The 21,334-nt window shown below is 65.0% G+C and carries 18 protein-coding genes; 12 read left to right on the top strand and 6 right to left on the bottom strand.

The features are described 5' to 3' along the window. Positions 1-82: 82 nt before the first annotated feature. Both PQQ53_RS02110 and mnmC read right to left on the bottom strand, forming a co-directional pair. Complete coding sequence (locus PQQ53_RS02110; protein ID WP_408139882.1) at positions 83-1,297, bottom strand: cation:proton antiporter; 1,215 nt, start codon at positions 1,295-1,297, stop codon at positions 83-85. A gap of 894 nt (positions 1,298-2,191) precedes the next feature. Continuing rightward, entirely contained in the window at positions 2,192-4,171 is a 1,980-nt protein-coding gene (mnmC, locus tag PQQ53_RS02105) for a bifunctional tRNA (5-methylaminomethyl-2-thiouridine)(34)-methyltransferase MnmC2/FAD-dependent 5-carboxymethylaminomethyl-2-thiouridine(34) oxidoreductase MnmC1 (protein WP_408323190.1), read from the bottom strand. 412 nt (positions 4,172-4,583) lie between these two features. Between mnmC and PQQ53_RS02100 the strand changes: the two genes are divergently transcribed. Then, the gene (locus tag PQQ53_RS02100; RefSeq protein WP_006050811.1) at positions 4,584-4,862 is read left to right on the top strand and encodes an HU family DNA-binding protein; all 279 of its coding nucleotides are present in this window, start codon (positions 4,584-4,586) and stop codon (positions 4,860-4,862) included. A 125-nt stretch (positions 4,863-4,987) separates the two neighbouring features. On the opposite strand, the gene PQQ53_RS02095 is transcribed toward PQQ53_RS02100, so the two are convergent. Beyond that, entirely contained in the window at positions 4,988-6,304 is a 1,317-nt protein-coding gene (locus PQQ53_RS02095) for a GTP-binding protein (RefSeq protein ID WP_408139879.1), read from the bottom strand. A 353-nt stretch (positions 6,305-6,657) separates the two neighbouring features. Continuing rightward, positions 6,658-7,104, bottom strand: a complete 447-nt coding sequence (locus tag PQQ53_RS02090) for a lytic transglycosylase domain-containing protein (protein WP_408139878.1) — start codon at positions 7,102-7,104, stop codon at positions 6,658-6,660. Positions 7,105-7,618: 514 nt separating this feature from the next. On the opposite strand from PQQ53_RS02090, the gene gspD reads away from it, so the two are divergent. From gspD to gspF, 3 genes are read left to right on the top strand one after another with little or no spacing between them, the layout of a single operon-like run. Next, positions 7,619-9,973, top strand: a complete 2,355-nt coding sequence (gspD, locus tag PQQ53_RS02085; RefSeq protein WP_408323189.1) for a type II secretion system secretin GspD — start codon at positions 7,619-7,621, stop codon at positions 9,971-9,973. Further along, entirely contained in the window at positions 9,970-11,487 is a 1,518-nt protein-coding gene (gene gspE / locus PQQ53_RS02080; protein ID WP_408139874.1) for a type II secretion system ATPase GspE, read from the top strand. Before gspD ends, gspE begins: the two co-directional genes overlap by 4 nt. 4 nt (positions 11,488-11,491) lie before the next feature. After that, on the top strand, positions 11,492-12,709 hold the full coding sequence (gspF, locus tag PQQ53_RS02075) for a type II secretion system inner membrane protein GspF (RefSeq protein WP_168664858.1): 1,218 nt from the start codon (positions 11,492-11,494) through the stop codon (positions 12,707-12,709). 149 nt (positions 12,710-12,858) lie between these two features. On the opposite strand, the gene PQQ53_RS02070 is transcribed toward gspF, so the two are convergent. Beyond that, positions 12,859-13,272 carry a type II secretion system protein N gene (locus PQQ53_RS02070; RefSeq protein WP_408139871.1) on the bottom strand — a complete coding sequence of 138 codons (414 nt, stop codon included), beginning with the start codon at positions 13,270-13,272 and terminating at the stop codon, positions 12,859-12,861. Between the two features lie 158 nt (positions 13,273-13,430). On the opposite strand from PQQ53_RS02070, the gene gspG reads away from it, so the two are divergent. The 8 genes from gspG to PQQ53_RS02030 all read left to right on the top strand — a co-directional run bounded on the left by gspG (position 13,431) and on the right by PQQ53_RS02030 (position 19,516). Beyond that, positions 13,431-13,895 (top strand): type II secretion system major pseudopilin GspG, encoded by a 465-nt coding sequence (gene gspG, locus PQQ53_RS02065; RefSeq protein WP_408139869.1) that lies wholly within the window; start codon positions 13,431-13,433, stop codon positions 13,893-13,895. A gap of 127 nt (positions 13,896-14,022) precedes the next feature. Beyond that, positions 14,023-14,574: a GspH/FimT family pseudopilin gene (locus PQQ53_RS02060; RefSeq protein WP_408323188.1), complete on the top strand. Its 552-nt coding sequence runs from the start codon at positions 14,023-14,025 to the stop codon at positions 14,572-14,574. 1 nt (position 14,575) lies between these two features. Then, positions 14,576-14,992 carry a type II secretion system minor pseudopilin GspI gene (gene gspI, locus PQQ53_RS02055; RefSeq protein WP_408139866.1) on the top strand — a complete coding sequence of 139 codons (417 nt, stop codon included), beginning with the start codon at positions 14,576-14,578 and terminating at the stop codon, positions 14,990-14,992. Next, on the top strand, positions 14,970-15,647 hold the full coding sequence (locus PQQ53_RS02050) for a PulJ/GspJ family protein (protein ID WP_408323187.1): 678 nt from the start codon (positions 14,970-14,972) through the stop codon (positions 15,645-15,647). Before gspI ends, PQQ53_RS02050 begins: the two co-directional genes overlap by 23 nt. A 1-nt stretch (position 15,648) precedes the next feature. Beyond that, positions 15,649-16,776 (top strand): type II secretion system minor pseudopilin GspK, encoded by a 1,128-nt coding sequence (gspK, locus tag PQQ53_RS02045; RefSeq protein WP_408323186.1) that lies wholly within the window; start codon positions 15,649-15,651, stop codon positions 16,774-16,776. A gap of 28 nt (positions 16,777-16,804) precedes the next feature. Continuing rightward, positions 16,805-18,214 (top strand): type II secretion system protein GspL, encoded by a 1,410-nt coding sequence (gene gspL, locus PQQ53_RS02040; RefSeq protein ID WP_408139863.1) that lies wholly within the window; start codon positions 16,805-16,807, stop codon positions 18,212-18,214. Further along, positions 18,211-18,714: a type II secretion system protein M gene (locus tag PQQ53_RS02035; protein ID WP_408139861.1), complete on the top strand. Its 504-nt coding sequence runs from the start codon at positions 18,211-18,213 to the stop codon at positions 18,712-18,714. The genes gspL and PQQ53_RS02035 overlap by 4 nt, the downstream gene beginning before the upstream one ends. A 22-nt stretch (positions 18,715-18,736) precedes the next feature. Beyond that, a complete protein-coding gene (locus PQQ53_RS02030; protein WP_408139860.1) occupies positions 18,737-19,516 on the top strand; it encodes a type II secretion system protein N in 780 nt (259 codons plus the stop codon). A 136-nt stretch (positions 19,517-19,652) separates the two neighbouring features. Here the strand turns inward: PQQ53_RS02030 and PQQ53_RS02025 are convergent, their stop codons facing one another. Next, positions 19,653-21,224 carry an efflux transporter outer membrane subunit gene (locus tag PQQ53_RS02025; protein ID WP_408323185.1) on the bottom strand — a complete coding sequence of 524 codons (1,572 nt, stop codon included), beginning with the start codon at positions 21,222-21,224 and terminating at the stop codon, positions 19,653-19,655. Positions 21,225-21,334: the final 110 nt, after the last annotated feature.

Genomic DNA, 21,334 nt, shown 5'->3' with positions numbered 1-21,334 from the left:
GTAGCTGTCATTTGCCCGGCCGTTTTGAATCGAATGAGTTGAATGAAACGGCGCCAACCGCGAGCGAGCGAGCGGCGCGCGCTTACCGCGTTGACTCTTCGCGCCGTTCAGCCACCAGCGCGAGGCTGCGATAGACGAGCCACGGCCCGAGAATCTGCAGCACGAAAATCGAACACATCACGATTGCCCGCAATTGCGGATCGAAATTCGGATAAAGATTGTAGGTATCGTCGACCAGCAGATAAGCGAGCGCCGACATCGGCGATAACGACAGACCGAGCGCCGCCCCCTGCTTCCAGTTCAGGCCGCTGGGTTTGGCGAACGCCATGACGCCGATCAGTTTCGCGATCAGACGCGCAACGATCAGACCCAGCGCCGCGACACCGCCGAGCGCGATGTGCCGCCATTCGAACGAAGTCAGCGTGAGCACGAACAGAATCACGGTCAACAGCCAGCCGGCGGTGCCGAAATGCTGCGGCCACAATTGCGGGCGCGCCTCATGATTTTTCACGATGATGCCGGCGGCCAGCAGCGCAAGAATCGTCGACAGCTTGAACAGATGCGAGACGGCGATCGCCAGCAACACCAGGCCGAACAGCGCGACGAACGAATGCTCGTCCTGCATGTTGAGCCGGCGATAGAAAAACGTGCAGGTGCGCGCGAGCAGATACGCGAGCACGAGCGAGCCGATCAGCAGGTAAAGCGGTTGCAGGATGGTCGCGAAAACATTGCCGTAAACCTCCTGATGCAGCCAGCTCGACACGAGCTTTTCGATCACGACCGCATACATGCTGTTCAGCGCGGTCAAGGTCAGCAGACGCTGGGTCACCTGGCCTTCCGCGCGCAATTCCGTTTTGAGCTGGATCACCATCGCGGGCGACGTCGCCATGGCAATCGCGGCGAGCACCATCGCCACCATCAGCGGCACGTTCAGGAACAGCAACACCGGCAGCACGAAGGCGAAAGTGAGCGTGGCTTCGGCGAGGCTCGACAGGATCAGCCACGGATTGCGGCGGATCCAGCGCAGATCGAGCCGGCTTCCGAGTTCGAACAGCAACAACCCAAGCGCGACGTCGAGCAACGGACGCGCGGCCATTGCGGAATCCGCGTCGATCACGCCGAAGCCGGCCGCACCGGCAATCAGGCCGATGACCGCATAGCCGGAAATGCGCGGTAAACGCCAGGCGCGATAGCAAAGCTCACCGCACAGACCCGCGGCAAGCAAGGCGAGACCAGCCCAAAAAATGGCGTCGGGTGAAAGCGGCCAGGCTGGAAAAAATGAAAACGCCGAATTCATCGTGATGGGTTCTCCTTTGCAGCAACGGCGGACGACACGAACCGGCGCAAACACCGGCGAACCGGTGAGCGCGTGAGGCGCTCACCGTCACAATCGCTTCGCATGGCCAGCGTTGCGAGTTTTCATTGATCGGATGATCTGAATCTGAATGCGCTGCAGCCGCGAAAGAGGCAGGCACATTCAAGGATGAGGCTGTAGCAAACGGAACGGCGAAAGAGCGCCGTCGACTTTGAATCAGATTCTGATTGAGCGGCACCGTTCCGTTGCCGCGCGTGCCGCCAGAGACGAGGCACGACGCGAAAAGAACGGCGATTGTGCCATAGCTTTTTCAGCCTTGACCGAAAACACACGAACATGCTGGCAAAACGGTAAAAACGTACGTTATCTCCGTGAGTCCGGGGAAAAGCGACTTTTTTACCGCAGCAGAATGCCGAGTTAACCGCCAGATTGGACTTCTCGTATGTGCTTTTGAGGACACTGCCGCAGAACTTTTCGCGTGGGTTCGAAGGGGATTGCTACGCCGATGACCGCGTCTCCAGCTTCGGCTTTGCTGTTTACAGGTTTACTGTATGTATACGTAGTAACAGTTAACAAGGTGCCTCGGTTTCTGTGGATAACTTATGTTTACCGAAACGAATCATTGGTTTGCCGACGGCATAACCGGATGCACAGCATGTGCGGGAGCAGCGCGTATACGCGAGTAACTTTTTGCGTTTTTTGGCGCGGACAAAGTTACCCCGTTTACGTCCACAACGGTTCCACACGACTTGCGCCCGTTAACGGCATGGTTATCCACACGTTTCGGTGGATAACTCTGTCGGCGCGTATACGTGCCGCGTATGCGTGCGTATACCGCTGGTTAACGGGTGGACTGAGCGCGCCGCACTCAACAATTTAACCGGCCGTTCCCTGGCGCAATGCGCGCAGCAGGAAACGGGCGGGATCGATGTCTTCGGCCAGATCGCGTTCGAGCGGCCAAGGCTCGCCCTCTATCTGCGATGCGATCAGTTCGGCGCCTAGCGCTGCCCAGACCAGTCCGCGCGAACCATATGCGAACGCACCGTACAAGCCTTCCATGCGCGGCAGATCGAGCGGCCATGCACCCCGCAGCCGCTGCGCGTCGCGGGCGGCCTCGCTCTCGTTGGCGAGTTGGCCGATCATCGGCATGCGGTCGCTCGTGACGCAGCGAAACGCGACGCGTCCGGCCAGCGCCGCCGACCGTGCGGGATCGACCGCGGAGGCGGCAAGGGAGGCATACGCCGGCAGCATCTGCGCGACGCGCTCGAGGTTTTCCAGATGACCGCCCACGCGCAGCGACGTGTCGGGGTCGTCGAGTTCATAGGTGGCGCCCGTCAACGTGACGCCGTCGGCAAGCGGCACCGCATAGCCTTCACCGATCACCGGCAACGCGAGCGATGGCGCAGTGCCCGAGGGCAGCAGCGTCAACTGGCCACGAATGCTGCGAGTCGGCGCATGCTGCAGCCCGGCGATGCGCGCTGCATCGTGCGCACTCGCGACGATCACGACCGGCGCGCGCGCGACGGCCTGGCCCGCCGTGTCGAAGACGGTCCACTGAGCGCCCGACCGTTCGAGCCGGGCGACCTCGACGCCGAAGCGGCGTTCGAGCAGGCCGCCCGCTGCGGCGAACTGCGCGGCGCACAGCGACGCCGGATCGATCCAGCCACCCTGCGGGAAAAACCAGCCGCCGCGCGCGAGCGGCGTGCCGGCGAGTTGTCGAGCGTCTTGTGCCGAGACGGGCGTCACGTACGTGAACGGATAGCGGAATGCAGCAATCGCGTCGCCGATTGCGCGGGCTTCGTCGTCGTCCGCGGCGATCTGCAGCAAGCCTGGGACACCGCGCACGAGCCGATGACCGCGCCTTTCGAGCTCGGCCCAGCGCCGCAATGCATACAGAAAACCAGCGCGCGTGATGCGCGAGGCGACGCTATCGTCGCGTGAAATCATGGGGTGGAACACGCCGGCCGGATTGCCCGACGCGTCCTGCGCGACCGACGCATGCCGTTCCAGCGACGTCACGCGCCAGCCGCGCGCCGCAAGCCGTTCGATCACCGCGCTGCCGGCCAGCCCTGCGCCGATCACTACTGCATGCCGTTCGTCGAGCGCGAGCGGCGCGGGCGGCTCATAGCGGCGCACGCGCCAGCGCGGCGCGAAATGGCCGACCAGCATCGCCCGTTTCCAGCCGAAGCCGTCGATCTTGCGATACTCGAAGCCGCATTGCGTCAAGGCGCGTTTGATCTCGCCGGCGCTGCTGTAGGTGGCGAATGTGGCACCCTCGCCCGCCAGCCGCGCGAGCGCCTTGAAAATCGCCAGGGACCAGAGTTCGGGGTTCCTGGCCGGCGCGAAGCCGTCGAGATAGAACGCATCGGCGCGCAGTCGCAAGGCCGGCAAGCTGTCGGCCGCGTCGGCCAGCACCAGCGTGAGCACGACGCACCCCTCTTCGAATTCGAGCCGGTGCGTGCCGGGCACGAGCATTGGCCATGCGTTCGCCAGCGTGTCGGCCAGCTCGGCCACCGCCGGATCGGACAGGGTCGCCGCATAGACGCTGCGTAAATCGGCGACGGTAAACGGATGCTTCTCGGTCGACACGAAATGCAGCCGCTCGCATCGCGCCGGATCGGCGCGCCACGCGGCCCACGTCACGAGGAAGTTGATGCCCATGCCGAAGCCGGTTTCGAGCACGGTGAACGTGCGGCGGCCTTGCCAACGTTCGGGCAGCGCATTGCCGTTCAGGAAAACGTAGCGAGCCTGGTCAAGACCGCCCACTGCGCTGTGATAGATATCGTCGTAGAACGGTGAGAACGGGGTGCCGTTGTCGCGAAAAGCGAGGACGGCGGGGATCAGCGGATCGGTCATGCGTCGGGAAATGACGCTCGCAAGAGCGGTTCTAACGTTACCGCCAGCGCGCGCAGCTCGCCGGACGGCGAAAAAGACGCGCCAAACGTTGGCAAAAACCAACGCCAAGCCCCGTCCCTACTGGGTTTCAGCCCTCCGAAGGAGGTCGTGGAATGCAAAATCGCGTTTTCCTTGCCATATCGACGGTGGAACCTCGCAATTCTTCGAAACCCTTATCCTGATTGGGTTTGCGCTGCGCTATCATAGCAAGCGCCGCGAATCGAGCGGGAGCACGGCCAATGGACAGCCATCTGTCCTGTGCTGCCGGTCCGGAGGGGATCCGGAGCCGCAGCTGCTCGACGGCGCGGCCCGCGCACGTATAATCGGCGCGTTCGCGCTGTTCGTATCAACCTAAACTCAGAAAGGAACCTTAATGAACAAACAGGAACTGATCGACGCCGTCGCAGGACAGACGGGCGCCAGCAAGGCTCAAACCGGTGAAACGCTGGACACGTTGCTTGAAGTGATCAAGAAGTCTGTGTCGAAGGGCGATGCGGTCCAGTTGATTGGCTTCGGTAGCTTTGGTTCGGGCAAGCGCGCAGCGCGTACGGGGCGTAACCCCAAGACCGGCGAAACCATCAAGATTCCGGCAGCCAAGACCGTCAAGTTCACGGCAGGCAAGGCGTTCAAGGACGCGGTCAACAAGCGCTAAGCAGCTTGCTGCCAGGCAGTTGACACCCGCCAACGGCGGGTTTTTTTTCGCCCGCGCGTTGTAGGCGGGATAAGCCGCGACACACGTCGCGGCTTTTTTGATGCATCGACGCGGGGTGACGCCGTTCAGTGGTGACGGTGGCCGTGATCATGCCTGTGACCATCGTGATCATGATGGTGATGATCGTGGTCCTGATGATCATGATCGTCTTCGTCGAAGTCCCATGCGGGGAACGGATCGGCGAACTGAAGCCAGCCTTGCGGCCCCAGTGCGTATTCGTCGTCGCTCAGCAGACACGCGTCGAACTTCGCCGTCCACTCCGTCGGGTCGATGCCAACCCCGATCAGCACCAGCTCCTGGCGGCGATCACCAATGCTCAGATCGTCCGGATCGCCGTACCAGTCGCTGGCGATTTCGGCCGCCAGCTCTTCGTCGCCGTCCGGCCACTCGCTACGGTCCTGCGCGGCCCACCACATGCCCGCTGGGCCATGCCGGCAAGCGCCGCCTGCCTGCGACAGCGAACCGGCGATGTCGTTGCGCGTCGCGAGCCAGAAGAAGCCCTTGCTGCGCAAGACGCCCTTCCACTCCTGATGCAGCAGCGCCCACAGCCGCTCCGGATGAAACGGCCGGCGTGCCCGATAGATGAAATTGCCGATGCCGAACTCGTCTGCTTCTCCGTGAGGCGCATGGCCGTGCCCGTGCTCATGATTGAGCGACGCGAGCCAGCCCGGCGCACTCGCCGCGGCGTCGAAATCAAACCGGCCGGTGTTCAGCACTTGCGCGAGCGGCACCGCGCCGAAGCGGCTAACCACCTGCTCCGCGCGCGGGTTGATGCGCGCGAGGATGCGTTGCAAACGCGTGAGTTCGTCTGTGCTGACGAGGTCGGCCTTGTTCACCACCAGCACGTCGCAGAATTCGATCTGCTCGATCAGCAATTCGACGATGGTGCGGTCGTCTTCGTCGGTCGCGGCGATGCCCCGTTCGGCGAGCGCGTCGGCCGAACCGTAGTCGCGCAGGAAGTTGAAGGCGTCGACCACGGTCACCATCGTGTCGAGCCGTGCGACGTCGGCGAGCGAAGCGCCTTCGTCATCGACGAAGGTGAAGGTTTCGGCGATCGGCATCGGCTCGGCGACGCCGGTCGATTCGATCAGAATCGCATCGAAACGATGTTCGGCGGCAAGACGTTTGATCTCGACGGCCAGATCGTCGCGCAGCGTGCAGCAGATGCAGCCGTTCGACAGTTCGACGAGCCGCTCTTCGACGTGCGACAGCGCTGCGGCGTCGCGCACGAGCGTCGCGTCGATGTTGACGGCGGCCAGGTCGTTGACGATCACGGCCACGCGCAATCCGGCGCGATTCGCGAGAATGTGGTTCAGGAGCGTGGTCTTGCCGGCGCCCAGAAAACCGGAGAGCACGGTGACGGGCAATAGCGGCTGGTTCATCGCAGTACGGAAAAGCAAGAGGATTGGAGGGCGTGCCGGGCCTGGGGCCGCATGACTGCGCGACCGGTCTGACGCTTGGGCTCGACGGCAGCACGAAGCCGCATTGTGCATCAAAACGGGCGGCGTCCGCGTGACTGGCTGGATCGGCGGGGCTTGACCAGCGGGTCTGGAATCAGGCAACAGCACGAACGCCAGGACGACGCGATGTGGAAATGCCGACGCACGCTCACAGGCAGACCGCGAAATGCGTCAACCGGTCAGCCGGGAAGCGGACTCAAAAAAGGGCAAATGAGGGAGGCAATCAACACGCCAACAGCAGGCAGCCCGGACTGGCCGGCCCGAAAAACACACGCTCAACGTGCAGCCGGCATCAAATTCCACTTGCGCAGAATCGCGACGATCTGCTGGGCATATTTGTCGCGCAAAGCCGGTGTTTCGGAGTGGTATGCGCCGACTGCTTGCCACGTGTTGCCGTACTTGTTCATTTGACGGCGCAGATGCCACGCCGCGATATAGACGTTCTTGCAGGGCTCCATCAGCGTGCCTTGGGAGATGCCGTACTGAGCGAGTGTCGGCAGATGGATCGAATTGATCTGCATCACGCCGTAGTCGGTCGAACCGTTGGCGTTCTTGTGTTGCGCGTCAGGCCGGTTGTGCGACTCCTGCCAGGCAATTGCGCGTAGAATCAGCGGGTTAACCTTTTGATACTTCGCCGCTTCATCGAAGCAATCGGCGCGTGCGGACCCTGCTGCTGCTAGCATGGCGAGTCCCGCGGCGATGGTGACGAAGGCATGGTTCATCGGTCAAGACGACTAAGTAAGTCGCAAGCGTAAGGGTTGGTAAGGCGTTTCTTCGGTCATACTCCAGCCGCCGACAGCCGCCAGGGCACGCCGGTCGGGCCTTTGTCGAACACCCGGGAAAACCCGCGTCGGCAAACCCTCAACCGGAGACTCGAACGGCTCGTATCATACCGGCAGTCCCACCCGCGTCAAGTTAGCTAACAGACATAAGCAGACGGAAAACGAAGCTCCGCGCGGCTTCGCCAGACGTCGATTAGCTTTCAATCTGGTAACAGTTGGCGCGGACTTTCAAGGGAATCGCGTATCTCAGGCCTGTTTTGTGACAAATCCGACATGAAAAACTGTTACTGTTCATTTTTTTCGGACGTCGGATGGTCGGAACCCGCAGCGACCTTAGTCCGCGAGACTGACCCACAGACCGGCAGGGCGATGATTTGTCCCCGTGTCCGTACCGCATGACCGTCGGCAGCATCGGCTGCCGGCATCGATATCACAACCCATGAGAAGAAATTGTATGGCTTTGCGTCGCGTTGCAACGGCGCTGCTGGTGGCTGGATTGATCACCGCGCAGACAGCACACGCTCAGGTGACACTCAACTTCGTGAACGCCGATATCGACCAGGTTGCCAAGGCGATCGGCGCCGCAACCGGTAAAACGATTATCGTCGACCCGCGTGTGAAGGGACAGTTGAACCTCGTGTCGGAAAATTCAGTGCCGCAGGACCAGGCGCTCAAAACCCTGCAGTCGGCTTTGCGCATGCAGGGTTTCGCGCTGGTGCAGGACCACGGCGTGCTGAAGGTCGTGCCGGAAGCCGACGCCAAGCTGCAGGGCGTGCCGACCTACGTGGGTAACGCGCCTGTCGCGCGCGGCGACCAGGTGGTCACGCAGGTGTTCGTGCTGAAGAACGAATCGGCCAATAACCTGCTGCCGGTGCTGCGTCCGCTGATCTCGCCGAACAACACCGTGGCTGCTTACCCGGCCAACAATACGATCGTCGTCACCGATTACGCCGACAACGTGCGGCGCATCGCGCAGATCATCGCGGGCGTGGACACCGCGGCGGGCCAGGCGGTCGCCGTCGTGCCGCTGAGGAATGGCAACGCGATCGACATCGCCACGCAGTTGACCAAGATGCTCGACCCCGGCGCGGTCGGCAGCACCGACGCGACCCTGAAGGTCTCGGTCACCGCCGATCCGCGCACCAACTCGCTGATGATCCGCGCGTCGAACGGCGGGCGTCTTGCCGCCGCGAAGGAACTCGCGAAGCAGCTCGACATGCCGACCACGATGCCGGGCAACATGCACGTCGTGCCGCTGCGCAACGCGGACGCGACGCGGCTCGCGAAAACGCTGCGCGGCATGCTCGGCAAGGGCGGCGACAGCGGCTCGTCGAGCGGCTCGGGTGACGCGAATTCGTTCAACCAGGGCGGCGGCGGCGGCGGCTTCTCGGGCGGCAATTCGACGGGCACGTCGGGCACTCCGCCGTTGCCGTCGGGCGGGCTGAACAGCAGCTCGATGTCCTCGCCGCTGACCGGCAGCGGCTCGGGCGGCAACAACGCCTCCGGTTCCAGCGGCCTGCTCGGCGGCGACAAGGACAAGGGCGACGACAACCAGGCCGGCGGCATGATCCAGGCGGACTCCGCCACCAACTCGCTGATCATCACGGCGGCCGAGCCGGTGTACCGCAATCTGCGCGCGGTCATCGACCAGCTTGACGCGCGGCGTCCGCAGGTCTACATCGAGGCGCTGATCGTCGAGTTGAACTCGAACACGAGCGGCAACCTCGGCATTCAGTGGCAGATCGCGAACAACTCGCTGTTCGCCGGCACCAATCTGTCGACCGGTTCGAGCAACAGCATCATCAACCTGACGGCGGCCGCGGCAGCGGCCGGCACCACCGGCGGCCTTGCCACGGCGCTCGGCGGCGGGGCTTTGCAGCAGGGCCTGAACGTCGGCTGGATTCACAACATTTTCGGCGTTCAGGGACTCGGCGCGCTGCTGCAGGCGCTGTCGCAAAACTCCGACGCGAACGTGCTGTCCACGCCTAACCTGATCACGCTCGACAACGAGGAAGCGAAGATCGTCGTCGGGACGAACGTGCCGATTCAGACCGGTTCGTATTCGAACCTCACGAGCGGCGCCACGAGCGCAGCGTTCAATACGTTCGACCGCGTCGACGTGGGTCTGACGCTGCACGTGAAGCCGCAGATCACCGACGGCGGCATTCTGAAGCTGCAGCTGTACACGGAAGACTCGGCGATCGTGAACGGCACGACCAACGCGACGACCAACCCGTCGGGCCCGGAGTTCACCAAGCGCTCGATCCAGTCGACGGTGCTCGCCGACAACGGCGAGATCATCGTGCTGGGCGGTTTGATGCAGGACAACTACCAGGTCAGCAATAGCAAGGTGCCGTTGCTCGGCGACATTCCGTGGCTCGGTCAGCTGTTCCGCTCTGAACAGAAGACGCGCGAGAAGACCAACCTGATGGTGTTCCTGCGCCCGGTGATCATCAACGATCGCGATACGGCGCAGGCCGTGACGTCGAACCGTTACGACTACATCCAGGGCGTGCAGGGTGCATACAGGTCGGACAATAACGTGATGAGGGACAAGGACGATCCGGTGATGCCGCCGATGCCGCTCGGCCCGAGCCAGGGCGTGCCGCCCGCGATGAACCTGTTCGATCTGAACCAGATGCGCCGTCAGCAGGCGGCGCCGCCCCAGCAAGCGCCCCAACAGGGACCCCAACAGGGACCCCAACAGGTGCCGCAGGCCGTACCGCAGTCGAGCCAGCAGCCGGTCACCGCGCCTTATCCGACGACCGGCACGGAGCCGACCACCGCATCACCGGGAGCGCGTCCGTGATTCAGGCGTCCGCTCAAACAGCGCATCGCGCTCAGGGCGGCGACTCCGCCAGCGGCGAGCGCGCCGCGCCCTCGCCGCTCGCGGCGCGCCTCGTGCCGTACGGCTTCGCCCGCAGCGGCCAGATTCTGGTCGCGCATCAGCACGCGGACAGCCTCGAAGTGTGGATCAGCGAACGCACCAGCGAAGCCGCGCTCGCCGAAATCACGCGCAACTTCGGCGTGGTGTCGGTTGTACGTTTGCCTGCCGACGAACTCGCGCAGGCGATCAACCAGGCGTACGCGCGCCAGGACGGCAGCGCCGCGCAGGTGGTCGGTGAAGTGGAAGGCGAAGTCGATCTGTCGCGTTTGATGCAGGACATCCCCGAGGTCGAGGATCTGCTGGAATCCGAAGACGACGCGCCGATCATCCGCATGATCAACGCGCTGCTCACGCAAGCGGCGCGCGAACAGGCGTCGGATATTCACATCGAGCCGTTCGAGAATGCGTCCGTGGTGCGCTTCCGGGTCGACGGCACGCTGCGCGACGTCGTGCGCCCGAAGAAAGCGCTGCACGGCGCGCTGATCTCGCGGATCAAGATCATGGCGCAGCTCGACATCGCGGAGAAACGTTTGCCGCAGGACGGCCGTATCACGTTGCGCGTCGGCGGGCGTCCGGTCGACGTGCGGGTGTCGACGCTGCCGACCGGTCACGGTGAGCGTGCGGTGTTGCGTCTGCTGGAAAAAGACGCGTCGCGCTTGAACCTCGAAGCGCTCGGCATGGCGTCCGACACGCTCGTCAAGTTCGACAAGCTGATCGGCAAGCCGCACGGCATCGTGCTGGTGACCGGCCCGACCGGTTCGGGCAAGACGACCACGCTGTATGCGGCGATGTCGCGGCTCGAAACGGCCACGACCAACATCATGACGGTTGAAGACCCGATCGAATACGACCTCTCCGGGATCGGCCAGACGCAGGTCAACGAGCGGATCGGCATGACCTTTGCGCGCGCGTTGCGCTCGATTCTGCGGCAGGATCCGGACGTCATCATGATCGGTGAAATCCGCGACCTCGAAACCGCGCAGATCGCGGTGCAGGCGTCGCTGACAGGCCACCTCGTGCTGGCGACGCTGCATACGAACGACGCGGCCTCCGCCGTCACGCGTCTCACCGACATGGGCGTCGAGCCATATCTGCTCGCGTCGTCGCTGCTGGGCGTGCTGGCGCAGCGGCTCGTGCGGCGGCTGTGTGCGGTGTGCCGCGAAGAGCGCACCGAGGACGACGGGCGCGTGCGCTGGCATCCGGTGGGCTGCGACAAATGCGGCCAGTCCGGTTATGCGGGACGGCGCGGCGTCTACGAGCTGCTGCTGATTGACGAGTCGATCCGCTCGCTGGTCCATCGCAATGCAGCCGATGCGGAAATTCTCACCGCCGGCCGCGAGCAAGGCATGCGTACCTTGCGTGAGGATGCGGACCGCTGGCTCGAGTCCGGGCTGACGTCGCTGGAAGAAGTGATTCGCGTGACGGGCGGAGCATAAGCGCATGCCGGCATTTCGTTTCGAAGCAATCGACGCGGCGGGCAAGGCGCAAAAAGGCGTGCTCGACGCGGACAGCGCGCGCAGCGCGCGCACCAACCTGCGCTCGCAAGGACTCACGCCGCTTGTCGTCGAGCCCGCCGCATCGCGCATGCGCGGCGAGCGCAATCAACGGCTGTCGCTCGGGCGGCGTTTGTCGCAGCGTGAACAGGCAATCCTTACGCGCCAGCTGGCCAGTCTGCTGATCGCCGGTTTGCCGCTCGACGAAGCGCTCGCGGTGCTCACCGAGCAATCGGAGCGCGACTACATCCGCGAACTGATGGCGTCGATTCGCGCCGAAGTGCTCGGCGGCCATTCGCTCGCCAATGCGCTGACGCAGCATCCGAAAGACTTCCCTGAAATCTACCGGGCGCTCGTCGCTGCCGGCGAACACACCGGCAAGCTCGGCCTGGTGCTCTCACGCCTCGCCGACTACATCGAGCAACGCAACGCGCTCAAGCAGAAGATCGTGCTCGCGTTCACGTACCCGACCATCGTGACGATCATCGCGTTCGGCATCGTCACGTTTCTGTTGAGCTACGTGGTGCCGCAGGTGGTGAACGTGTTCGCCAGCACCAAACAGCAACTGCCCATCCTCACCGTGATGATGATGGCGCTGTCCGGCTTCGTGCGTAGCTGGTGGTGGGCGGTGCTGATCGGCGTGCTGGTGGTGGCGTATCTGGTGCGCTCGGTGCTCAGGCAACCGGGTCCGCGCCTCGCGTTCGACCGCTGGCTGCTGACCGCGCCGCTGCTCGGCAAGCTCGTGCGCGGTTATAACACCGTGCGCTTTGCCAGCACGCTCGGCATTTTGACCGCCGCGGGCGTGCCGATTCTGCGCGCACTGCAAGCCGCCGCCGAAACGCTCAGCAACAACGCGATGCGCGAGAACATCGACGACGCGATCGTGCGCGTGCGCGAAGGCACGTCGTTATCGCGCGCGCTCGGCAATACGAAGACGTTTCCGCCGGTGCTGGTGCACCTGATCCGTTCGGGCGAAGCAACGGGCGACGTGACGACGATGCTCGACCGCGCAGCCGACGGCGAAGCGCGCGAACTGGAGCGCCGCACGATGTTCCTGACGAGCCTGCTGGAGCCGTTGCTGATTCTGGCGATGGGGGGCGTGGTGCTGGTGATCGTGCTGGCGGTGATGCTGCCGATCATCGAGTTGAACAACCTCGTGCAGTGACGCGGGAGGAGACCGGATTGCGCGGCGTGCGCCACGCAATCGGTTGAGGCGGGCTAAAGCGGTTGAAGCTGATTGAAGCGATTAATCCGGCAAAAGCGCACTTCCGAGGCAAAAGCCCGCGCCGCGCGCATTCGCTTCAGCGCCGGTGTTCAGCGCACGTAGATCGTAGGACCGCTGGCGTTGGCGGGCAGGAAGACTTCGGAATGCGCGCCGTTGCGGTCGATGATGATCGAGCGGGGGCGGACTTCGGAAAGTTTGGCGCCTTGCATCAGCGTGCTGCCGAGCGACACCGCATGCGGCGGTTCACCGCCCACGCTGACGATGGCCGCGGCGCCTTCGCGCAAGGCGAGGATGCCGAACAGATGCACGTCCTGATTGACGCTGCGCGTGAGCTGGCCGCCGAACAAGGTGGCGGCCTGCTCGGTCGAGACCTGCGCGTGCGCGGCGGCGGCGGGCAATGGCGCGCCGGACATCGTGGTGAGCGTGATGACCCAGTAGGTCAGCGTCGCGCAGAAAACGGCGAACAGCGCGAGCGACAGAAGGCGGATTTGGATGGCGTTCATGCGCATCATTGTACGGACTATTGTGAAAATTGCGTTGCGTTGGAACCCTTCAACACCATGACATTAAAATGACCGGCCGGGCGTGTTCAATAGCGGCCTGATAGCTGACAAGCGAATCCCGCCCAGTCGAAATTTCACCTGAAAAGAGGTAGTAAGCTATGCAACTGTCGACCACTCGCCGCACTGATATTGCGGGTTCGCGCAGCCGTCGTCAGCGCGGTTTCACGCTGATCGAAATCATGGTCGTGATCGCGATTCTGGGCATTCTCGCCGCGCTGATCGTGCCGAAAATCATGAGCCGTCCAGACGAAGCGCGCCGGGTCGCCGCCAAGCAGGACATCGGCACGGTGATGCAGGCGTTGAAGCTCTATCGTCTCGACAACGGCCGCTATCCGACGCAGGAGCAAGGCCTGCGCTCGCTGACCGAAAAGCCGAGCACCGATCCGGTGCCGAACAACTGGAAGGACGGCGGCTACCTCGAGCGTCTGCCGAACGATCCGTGGGGCAACTCGTATCAGTATCTGAATCCGGGCGTCCACGGTGAGATCGACGTGTTCAGCTACGGCGCGGACGGCAAGGCCGGTGGCGAAGGCAACGATTCCGACGTCGGCTCGTGGCAATAAGCACGCTGCGCAACTTTTGGCTCTCCTGCGCGCGATGCCCGCCCTGCTCTCCGGCGATGCTCGCGCGCTCTATCGATACATCGTCGTTTGATCTTGGGTTGATCGTTTCGTGGCCGGCACTATGCGTATGTCCGCTTGCAAGTCCCCTGTGGACACTCCGTGTACGGTCTCGCCGCCGCGCGCGGCGTGCACCGGCGCGCGCCGTTCGCGCCGCGCCGGCAACCGGCGCCGCGACGCGGGCTTCACGCTGCTCGAAATGATGGTGGTGCTGGTGATCGCGGGCCTCTTGGTGTCGTTGACCGCGCTGACGATGACGCGCAATCCGCGCACCGATCTGAACGAGGAAGCGCAGCGTCTCGCGTTGCTGTTCGAATCGGCCGGCGACGAAGCGCAGGTGCGCGCGCGGCCCATCGCGTGGCAACCGGTCGAGGGCGGCTTCCGTTTCGACCAACGCACCGAAGACGGCTGGCGTCCGCTGCGCGACGATCTGCTCGGGCCCCGTCAGTGGGAAGGCGGCGTGACCGGCGTGACGATCAGCTATCCGGGTTCGGATTCGCAGCCGAGCCGTGTCGTCTTCGGCACTGAAGCGATCGACGTACCGGTGCAGATCACGCTGTTTTCGGCGGCGGGGCGCGCGACGATCGTCGGCACCGGCAATGGCCGCTATGAGGTGCACTGAGATGCGTCGTTGCAGCAGCAGGACCGCTCGGCAGCGTGGCGCGTGCACGCAGCGCGGTTTCACGATGATCGAAGTGCTGGTCGCGCTCGCGATCATCGCGGTGGCGCTATCGGCCTCGTTGCGCGCGGTCGGCAGTCTCGCGAGCGGCGAAGCCGATCTGCACCGCCGCTTGCTGGCCGGCTGGAGCGCGGACAATACGCTCGCGCAGTTGCGCCTGACGCATGGGTGGCCGAACGTCGGCGAAACGAGTTTCGATTGCTCGCAGGGCAATTTGCAATTGATCTGCACCGAGCATGTGACGGCGACGCCGAATCCGGTGTTTCGTCGTGTGGAAGTGATGGTGACGATGCCTGGGCGTTCCGGCAATCTCGCTCAGATGGTGACGGTGGTCGCGAATGAAAACAACCGTTCCCTCTGAGCGCCGCCGCCGATCGGGCGCGCGTGGCTTCACGCTGATCGAATTGCTGGTCGCGATCGCGATCATGGCGGTGATCGCCGTGCTGTCGTGGCGCGGGCTCGACCAGATCATTCGCGGCCGCACCACTATCACGAACGCGATGGAGGAAGAGCGTGTCTTTGCGCAGGTATTCGACCAGATGCGGATCGACGCACGCCAGGCCGCGTCCGACGACGAGTCCGGGCAGGCTGCCATTTCACTGTCCGGCAACACGCTGCAGATCGTGCGGCAGATGAACTTGCCGGGCACGGCGCCGCGTCTGCAGGTGGTGCGCTATCAGGTGTCCAATGGACGCGTGATTCGTTACGCGTCGCCGCCGCTTGCCAATGCCGGCGAATTGCGACGCGCGCTGCGCGGCAGCGAAGGCGAAGGCTGGAGCGCGGTGCCGTTGATGGGCGGCGTCGGTGCGATCTCCGCGCGGCTCTATGTGCCGAAGGTCGGCTGGACCACACAGATGAAAGACGTACAGAGCGCGATCACCGAGGCCGACAACAATCTCAAGGTGCCGCAGCTCGGCAACGCGCCGCTGCCGCGCTCGGTGACGGGGCTCGAAGTGAGCGTCGGCGCGCGCTCGCTGGCGCGGCCTGTGACGCGGGTTTTTCTCGTCGGAGAATGAAATGAAATTCTCTTGCTCATCTCCGCGGCGCTTTCCGTCTTCTTCGCGCCCGGCATCTCGCGCACGACAGCAAGGCGCGGCGATCATCAGCGCGCTGCTGGTCGTCGCGTTATCGGCAATTCTGGTGTCGGGCATGCTGTGGCGCCAGCAGGTGCAGATTCGCCGGATCGAAAACCAGCGGCTGCTTTCGCAGGCGCAATGGGTCGCGCGCGGCGCGTTGGACTGGACGCGTCTGATCCTGCGCTCGGAGGGCGATACGTCGGCCGGCATCACCTATCTGGGTGGACTGTGGGGCGTGCCGATCGCGAAGACGCGCCTGTCCGATTTCCTCGGCCAGATCGGCGAGGTCCGCGCCGAGCAAGGCGCGGCAACCTATCTGTCCGGTTCTATCGAAGACGCGCAGGCGAAATTCAATCTGCGCAATCTGGTGGCGAGCCCCGCGCCCGGCGTGATGCAACTGAGCCTCGAACAGATCGGCGCGTACCAGCGCCTGCTGGTGTCGCTCGGCGTGAACAGCCAGCTCGCGAAAGCCACCGCCGTGCAGGTGCGCAACAGCCTCTCGCAGTCGGCGACCCGCTTCCAGGCCGTCACGTCCACCAGCGGCACGACGACATCCGCGACGCCGACCATTCAGGGCGGCGGCACCGGCGGCAGCTTCACCGACAAACCCGGCATCGAAGACGGCGACGACAACGCGGCGGTCGCGCCGCTGCAAATGACCGGTGTCGATTCGCTGCTCGACATTCCGGGCTACACGCCGGAGATGGTCGCGCGCTTGCGCCCCTTCGTCACGGTGTTGCCGACCGTCACGGCGCTCAACATGAACACGGCGTCGGCCGAAGTGATCGCGGCGGTCGTGCCGGGCATGAGCCAGTCGGCCGCGCAAAGTTTCGTGGCGAGCCGCACGACGGTGTTCTTCCACAACGTCAGCGACGTGCAGCTTGCGTTGCGCGGCGCCGGCGTGCAATCGGTCGCGATCGATCCGGCCGAAATGGACGTCAACTCGAACTACTTTTTGATCCACGGCCGCGTGCAGCACGAACGCGCCGAAGTGGACCGCACGACCCTCGTCTATCGCGACGCGATGACTCACACTACGCGTATCGTGCGGGTACAAGACCAACTATGAATAACGCAATTCCCAGAGAGAGTGGCCTTTGAGCACGCTGATCGTCCTACTGCCGCCGCGTGATCCGGCGGTGCCATCGCAGGAATGGCAATTGCCGGAGCTGCCGTTCGTTCTGCTCGACAAGTCGGGCCGCACCCAGCGCGCCGGCCGCTCGGCGCTCGCGCTGCTGCCGCGCGCGACGTCGACGGTGCTGATGGTCGCCGCGCGCGACCTGCTGATGATGCCCACGACGCTGCCGCCGCTGCGCGGTCCGAAGCTGCGTCAGGCCTTGCCCAACATCGTCGAGGATCAGCTGATCCAGGACCCGCAAACCTGTCACATCGCCGTCGATCCGCAACCGGCCGCGGGCGGCAGGCAGCTGCTCGCGATCATCGACCGCGGCTGGTTCCGCTTTATCTGCGAGGCATTCACGACGGCCGGTCACCGCAGCTTGCGCGCCGTGCCGGTGACGCGCTGCCTGCCACAGGCCGCCGCGGCCGCTACCCTCGCCGAAATCGCGGAACTGGTCAACGCGGGCGAGCCGACGCTGGCGGGCTCGGCCGACGTCGCGACGGCGCTGCCGGGCGTCGCGCCCGTGGTGGCGCCCGATGTCGCCGCCGTGGTGCCGATGGTGGCCGCCGTGCTCGGCGCGGTGGTGCCGACCGCGCCCGCCTTGCTGCTGGAAGGCGTGGTCGAGAGCGGCGTGCCGCGCGTCGAACTGGCGATTGCGCGCGGCGTGCAAGGCGAAGGCATGGCGGTGCCGGCCAATGCGGTGAACACGACGCTCGGCGCGCTTGCCGGCGCGGCGTCCGTCTCGCTGTACATGCTGACCGAAGTGCCGGGGAACGAGCCGGGTCTCGCTGCGAACAGCCCGGCGCGGCTTGCCGCGCATATTCACGGCGCGAGTCCGTTGCCGTTCGAGCAGCTCGCGCGGCGCGCGCTGGAATGCCGCTTCGATCTGTGTCAGTTCGAGTTCGCGTCGCAGCCGTGGCGGCTCGACCGCGCGACGCTGCGGCGTCTGCGCCTGCCGGTGCTGCTGGCGATCGGCGCGCTGGTCATCGCGATTGTCGGCGCGAACGTGCAGTGGCTGATGCTCGCGCGCCAACGCGACGCGATCAGCACGCAGATGACCGAACTGCTGCTCAACACCTTCCCGAAGACGACGGTGGTGCTCGATGCGCCCGACCAGATGTCGCGCCAGTTGCAGCAACTGCGCGTGGCGGCGGGCGAACTGTCGCCGGATGACTTCCTGTCGCTCGCCGACGGCCTCGCGCGCTCGCTTGCGCCGGTGCCGGTCAACGGCATCGCGGCGCTCGACTATCACGACCGGCGGCTCGACGTGACCTTCAAGCCCGAGGTCAAGCTCGACGCCGACTTTGCGAAGCGTCTCGGACACAACGGGCTGAGCGGCGCGATCGACAGCAATACCGGCAAGTGGACCATCAGGAACGGACAATGAAAGCTGAACTCGCTCAAACATGGGCCGGCTTCTGGGACCAGCGCACGGAGCGCGAAAAAGCCATCATCACCTGGGGCGGCGGTGCGCTCGCCGTGGTGGTCGCGTGGTCGGTGCTGTGGGCGCCGGCGCAGGAAGGCCGCGCGCATCTGCGTGAATCGCTGCCGAGCCTGCAGCGCCAACTCGCGCAGATGACTGCGCAGGCGAACGAAGTGCGCGTGCTGTCGGCGGCCGCGCAAGGCGTCGCGCCGACCGGCGCCGCGCTCAAGGATGCGCTCTCCGCGTCGCTCAGCGATCACGGCCTGGCTGCCACGCAGGTGCAGGTGGTCGGCAACGCGGTGCAGATCCAGATGAAGAACGCGTCGTTCCCGGCGTGGACCAGCTGGGTCGACGATGCGCGCAAGCAGTTCAAGGTGCAGATCGCCGAGGCGCATGTCACCGCGTTGAAGGACGACGGCCAAGTGGATCTGACGGCGTCGTTGCAGCCGTCGACCGCGAAATGAGCGCGTCGCTACGGGGTTTCGCATGAGTTACTGGATGCGGCGCGCGCGCGCCGCGCTGCCGTGGGCGGTGGTGGGCGGCCTGGCCTCCGCGGCAGTGATGCTCTCGCTGTTGCCGGCTGCGTGGATCACGCCGCAGTTCGCGCGGCAAACGAGCGGCCACGTCAATCTGGTCGACCCGGCCGGCTCGCTCTGGCACGGCTCGGCCACGCTGATGCTGGCCGCCGGCTCCGACATGAGCGCGGCGACGCTGCTGCCTGGCCGGATCGAATGGAGCACGGCTTTCTGGCCGCTGTTCACCGGCCGGGTGCGCATGGTCATGCGGCATAGCGAGGCGATGCCCGACCCGATCACGGTCGACGCCACGCCGCGCAGTGCAACCGTCACGCCCGGCACGATCGCCGTGCCGGCTTCGCTACTGAGCGGGCTCGGCGCACCCTTCAATACGCTCGATCTGCAGGGCAACGTGCAGCTTTCGTGGTCCGACTGGCGCAGCTTCAACCGGGAAGCGTTCGGTCAGCTGACGGTGACGCTGAACGACGTCAGTTCGCGGGTTTCGCTGGTCAAGCCGCTTGGCTCGTACCGCGTGACTTTCCAGGCGCAGGGCGCATCGTCCACGCTCGATCTGACGACCCTCAAAGGCCCGCTGACGCTCAACGGCAACGGCACGATATCTGCCGCGTCGACTGCGTTTCACGGCACAGCGAGCGCCGCGCCCGAGGCGCGCGAGAACCTCGCGGGCTTGTTGAATTTGCTGGGCCGGCCGAGCGGACCGGATACGGTGGCACTGACGTTTGCACACTGAGGTTCGCGCGCTGACGTGTGCGGCTGGCGCGACGGCGCCGGTTACTTGCCCGGTTGGGTCGGCAGGATAACAAAGAGGCATGGGCGCATTTCGCGGCCATGCCTCTTTTGCTTCGCACCGGCAAGCGGCGCGGCGCTTATCTGCTCTGAACCCGCTGTTGCGGTGTGGCCCCGCTCTGCGCGACGGGCACCGCCGATGCCGCCGGCAACGGCGCGGGCGCGGCCACGTCGCCGGTTTCGCGATTCATCTGCGATGCGTCCCAGCCGCCGCCGAGCGCCTTCACCAGACCCACCGACGACACCATCCGCTGCCCCGCGATGCTCTCGAGCTTCTGCTCGGCCGTGAACGCCGTGGTCTGCGCGGTCAGCACGTTGACGAAGCCGACCGTGCCCGCCTTGTACTCGTTCGTGACGATGGCGAGCGCCTGCCGGGCCGACTCGACCGCTTGCCGCTGCACGACGATTTCCTGTTCGAGAATGCGCAGCGACGCGAGGTTGTCCTCGACGTCCTGGAACGCGGCCAGCACCGTTTGACGGTAGGTGGCGACGTTCGCGTCGTAGGTGGCGCGCGCGGCTTCGGTCTGGGCCTTGCGCAGACCGGCGTCGAACAGCGTGGCCGCGAGTTGCGGTCCGACCGTCCAGAAGCGCGACGGTACGGTCAGCAGCTGCGAGAACACCGAATTCTCGAAGCCGCCGGTGGCCGACACCGTCAGCGACGGGAAGAACGCCGCAATCGCCACGCCGATCTGCTCGTTCGCCGCAGCGGCCTTGCGTTCCGCCGACGCGACGTCCGGACGCCGTTCCAGCAGCGCCGACGGCATCTGCGCGGGCACGGCGGGCGGCGTCGCGGTGAGCGGCATTGGCGGGAGGGTGAAGACCGACGCCGGCACGCCGATCAGCACGGCGATCGCGTGCTCGTCCTGCGCGCGCTGGATGCCGTTGTCGATCGCGGCTGCCTGCGCGGACTGCAGTTGCGTTTGCGCCTGAATCACGTCCGAGCGCGCGGCGACACCCGCGGCGTACTGGTTCTGCGTGAGTTGAAGCGAGCGTTGATAAGCCGCGACGGTGTCGTCGAGCAGCTTCTGGGTGGAGTCGAGCGAGCGCAGCGAGAAATAGGTCTGCGCGAGCGTGGCCTGAGCGGACAGCCTGGCGTTCGCGAGATCGGCGGCCGCGCCCTGCTGACCCGCTTTCTGCGCGTTGACCGAGCGAGTGACCGAACCCCACAGATCGGGCTCCCAGCTTGCGTCGAGTTGCACGTTGAAACTGTTGCCGATGCCCGAGCGGCTCGTCGCGGTGGTCGCGTTGCCGCCGGTTTGGCTGCCGTTGCCGGAGCGCGTCGCGCCCGCCGAGGCACCGATGGTCGGGAAATACGCGGCCCGTGCCTCGCCGACCAGCGCGCGCGCCTGCCGGTAGGTGGCGGCGAATTGGGCGACGGTCTGGTTTGCGGTGTTCAGCTTGTCTTCGAGCGCATTGAGTTGCGGGTCTTCGTAGATGGTCCACCAGTCGCCGCGATCGTGCTGATCGGCGGGTTCGGCGACTTTCCAGCCCGGCGCGGCTTCCTTGAACGACGCGGGGACCTCGGCGGCCGGCCGCTTGTAGTCGGGGCCGACGACGCAAGCGCTCAGCAACGTGGCGAGTGCCGCTGTTACCGCGATGGTCAGGGCGCGAGGCGCAAGCGGCCGCGCGTGCGAGATTCGATCAGACTGCATGCAATGAATTCCTTCTGGACGCCGCAATGCGGCCGATGGCGGCACCGTCGGCCGGGCGAGATCTTGGTCTGCCGGAATGTTAGCGTATGAGCCCGCGTGGACGCGGGAAA

This window comes from Paraburkholderia strydomiana (assembly GCF_046030495.1).
Classification (GTDB): Bacteria; Pseudomonadota; Gammaproteobacteria; order Burkholderiales; family Burkholderiaceae; genus Paraburkholderia; species Paraburkholderia strydomiana_A.
The sequence above is the reverse complement of the archived record's forward strand: the minus strand, read 5'-3'. Positions and strand labels throughout refer to the sequence as shown.

What these genes read in the sequence shown, in the direction of transcription:
- PQQ53_RS02070 (WP_408139871.1), bottom strand. Translation starts at nt 13,272, where the DNA reads ATGAACGCCATCCAAATCCGCCTTCTGTCGCTCGCGCTGTTCGCCGTT.
- gspG (WP_408139869.1), top strand. Translation starts at nt 13,431, where the DNA reads ATGCAACTGTCGACCACTCGCCGCACTGATATTGCGGGTTCGCGCAGC.
- PQQ53_RS02025 (WP_408323185.1), bottom strand. Translation starts at nt 21,224, where the DNA reads ATGCAGTCTGATCGAATCTCGCACGCGCGGCCGCTTGCGCCTCGCGCC.
- PQQ53_RS02035 (WP_408139861.1), top strand. Translation starts at nt 18,211, where the DNA reads ATGAAAGCTGAACTCGCTCAAACATGGGCCGGCTTCTGGGACCAGCGC.
- gspK (WP_408323186.1), top strand. Translation starts at nt 15,649, where the DNA reads ATGAAATTCTCTTGCTCATCTCCGCGGCGCTTTCCGTCTTCTTCGCGC.
- gspI (WP_408139866.1), top strand. Translation starts at nt 14,576, where the DNA reads ATGCGTCGTTGCAGCAGCAGGACCGCTCGGCAGCGTGGCGCGTGCACG.
- mnmC (WP_408323190.1), bottom strand. Translation starts at nt 4,171, where the DNA reads ATGACCGATCCGCTGATCCCCGCCGTCCTCGCTTTTCGCGACAACGGC.
- PQQ53_RS02095 (WP_408139879.1), bottom strand. Translation starts at nt 6,304, where the DNA reads ATGAACCAGCCGCTATTGCCCGTCACCGTGCTCTCCGGTTTTCTGGGC.
- PQQ53_RS02060 (WP_408323188.1), top strand. Translation starts at nt 14,023, where the DNA reads ATGTCCGCTTGCAAGTCCCCTGTGGACACTCCGTGTACGGTCTCGCCG.
- PQQ53_RS02090 (WP_408139878.1), bottom strand. Translation starts at nt 7,104, where the DNA reads ATGAACCATGCCTTCGTCACCATCGCCGCGGGACTCGCCATGCTAGCA.
- PQQ53_RS02110 (WP_408139882.1), bottom strand. Translation starts at nt 1,297, where the DNA reads ATGAATTCGGCGTTTTCATTTTTTCCAGCCTGGCCGCTTTCACCCGAC.
- gspD (WP_408323189.1), top strand. Translation starts at nt 7,619, where the DNA reads ATGGCTTTGCGTCGCGTTGCAACGGCGCTGCTGGTGGCTGGATTGATC.
- PQQ53_RS02050 (WP_408323187.1), top strand. Translation starts at nt 14,970, where the DNA reads ATGAAAACAACCGTTCCCTCTGAGCGCCGCCGCCGATCGGGCGCGCGT.
- PQQ53_RS02030 (WP_408139860.1), top strand. Translation starts at nt 18,737, where the DNA reads ATGAGTTACTGGATGCGGCGCGCGCGCGCCGCGCTGCCGTGGGCGGTG.
- gspF (WP_168664858.1), top strand. Translation starts at nt 11,492, where the DNA reads ATGCCGGCATTTCGTTTCGAAGCAATCGACGCGGCGGGCAAGGCGCAA.
- PQQ53_RS02100 (WP_006050811.1), top strand. Translation starts at nt 4,584, where the DNA reads ATGAACAAACAGGAACTGATCGACGCCGTCGCAGGACAGACGGGCGCC.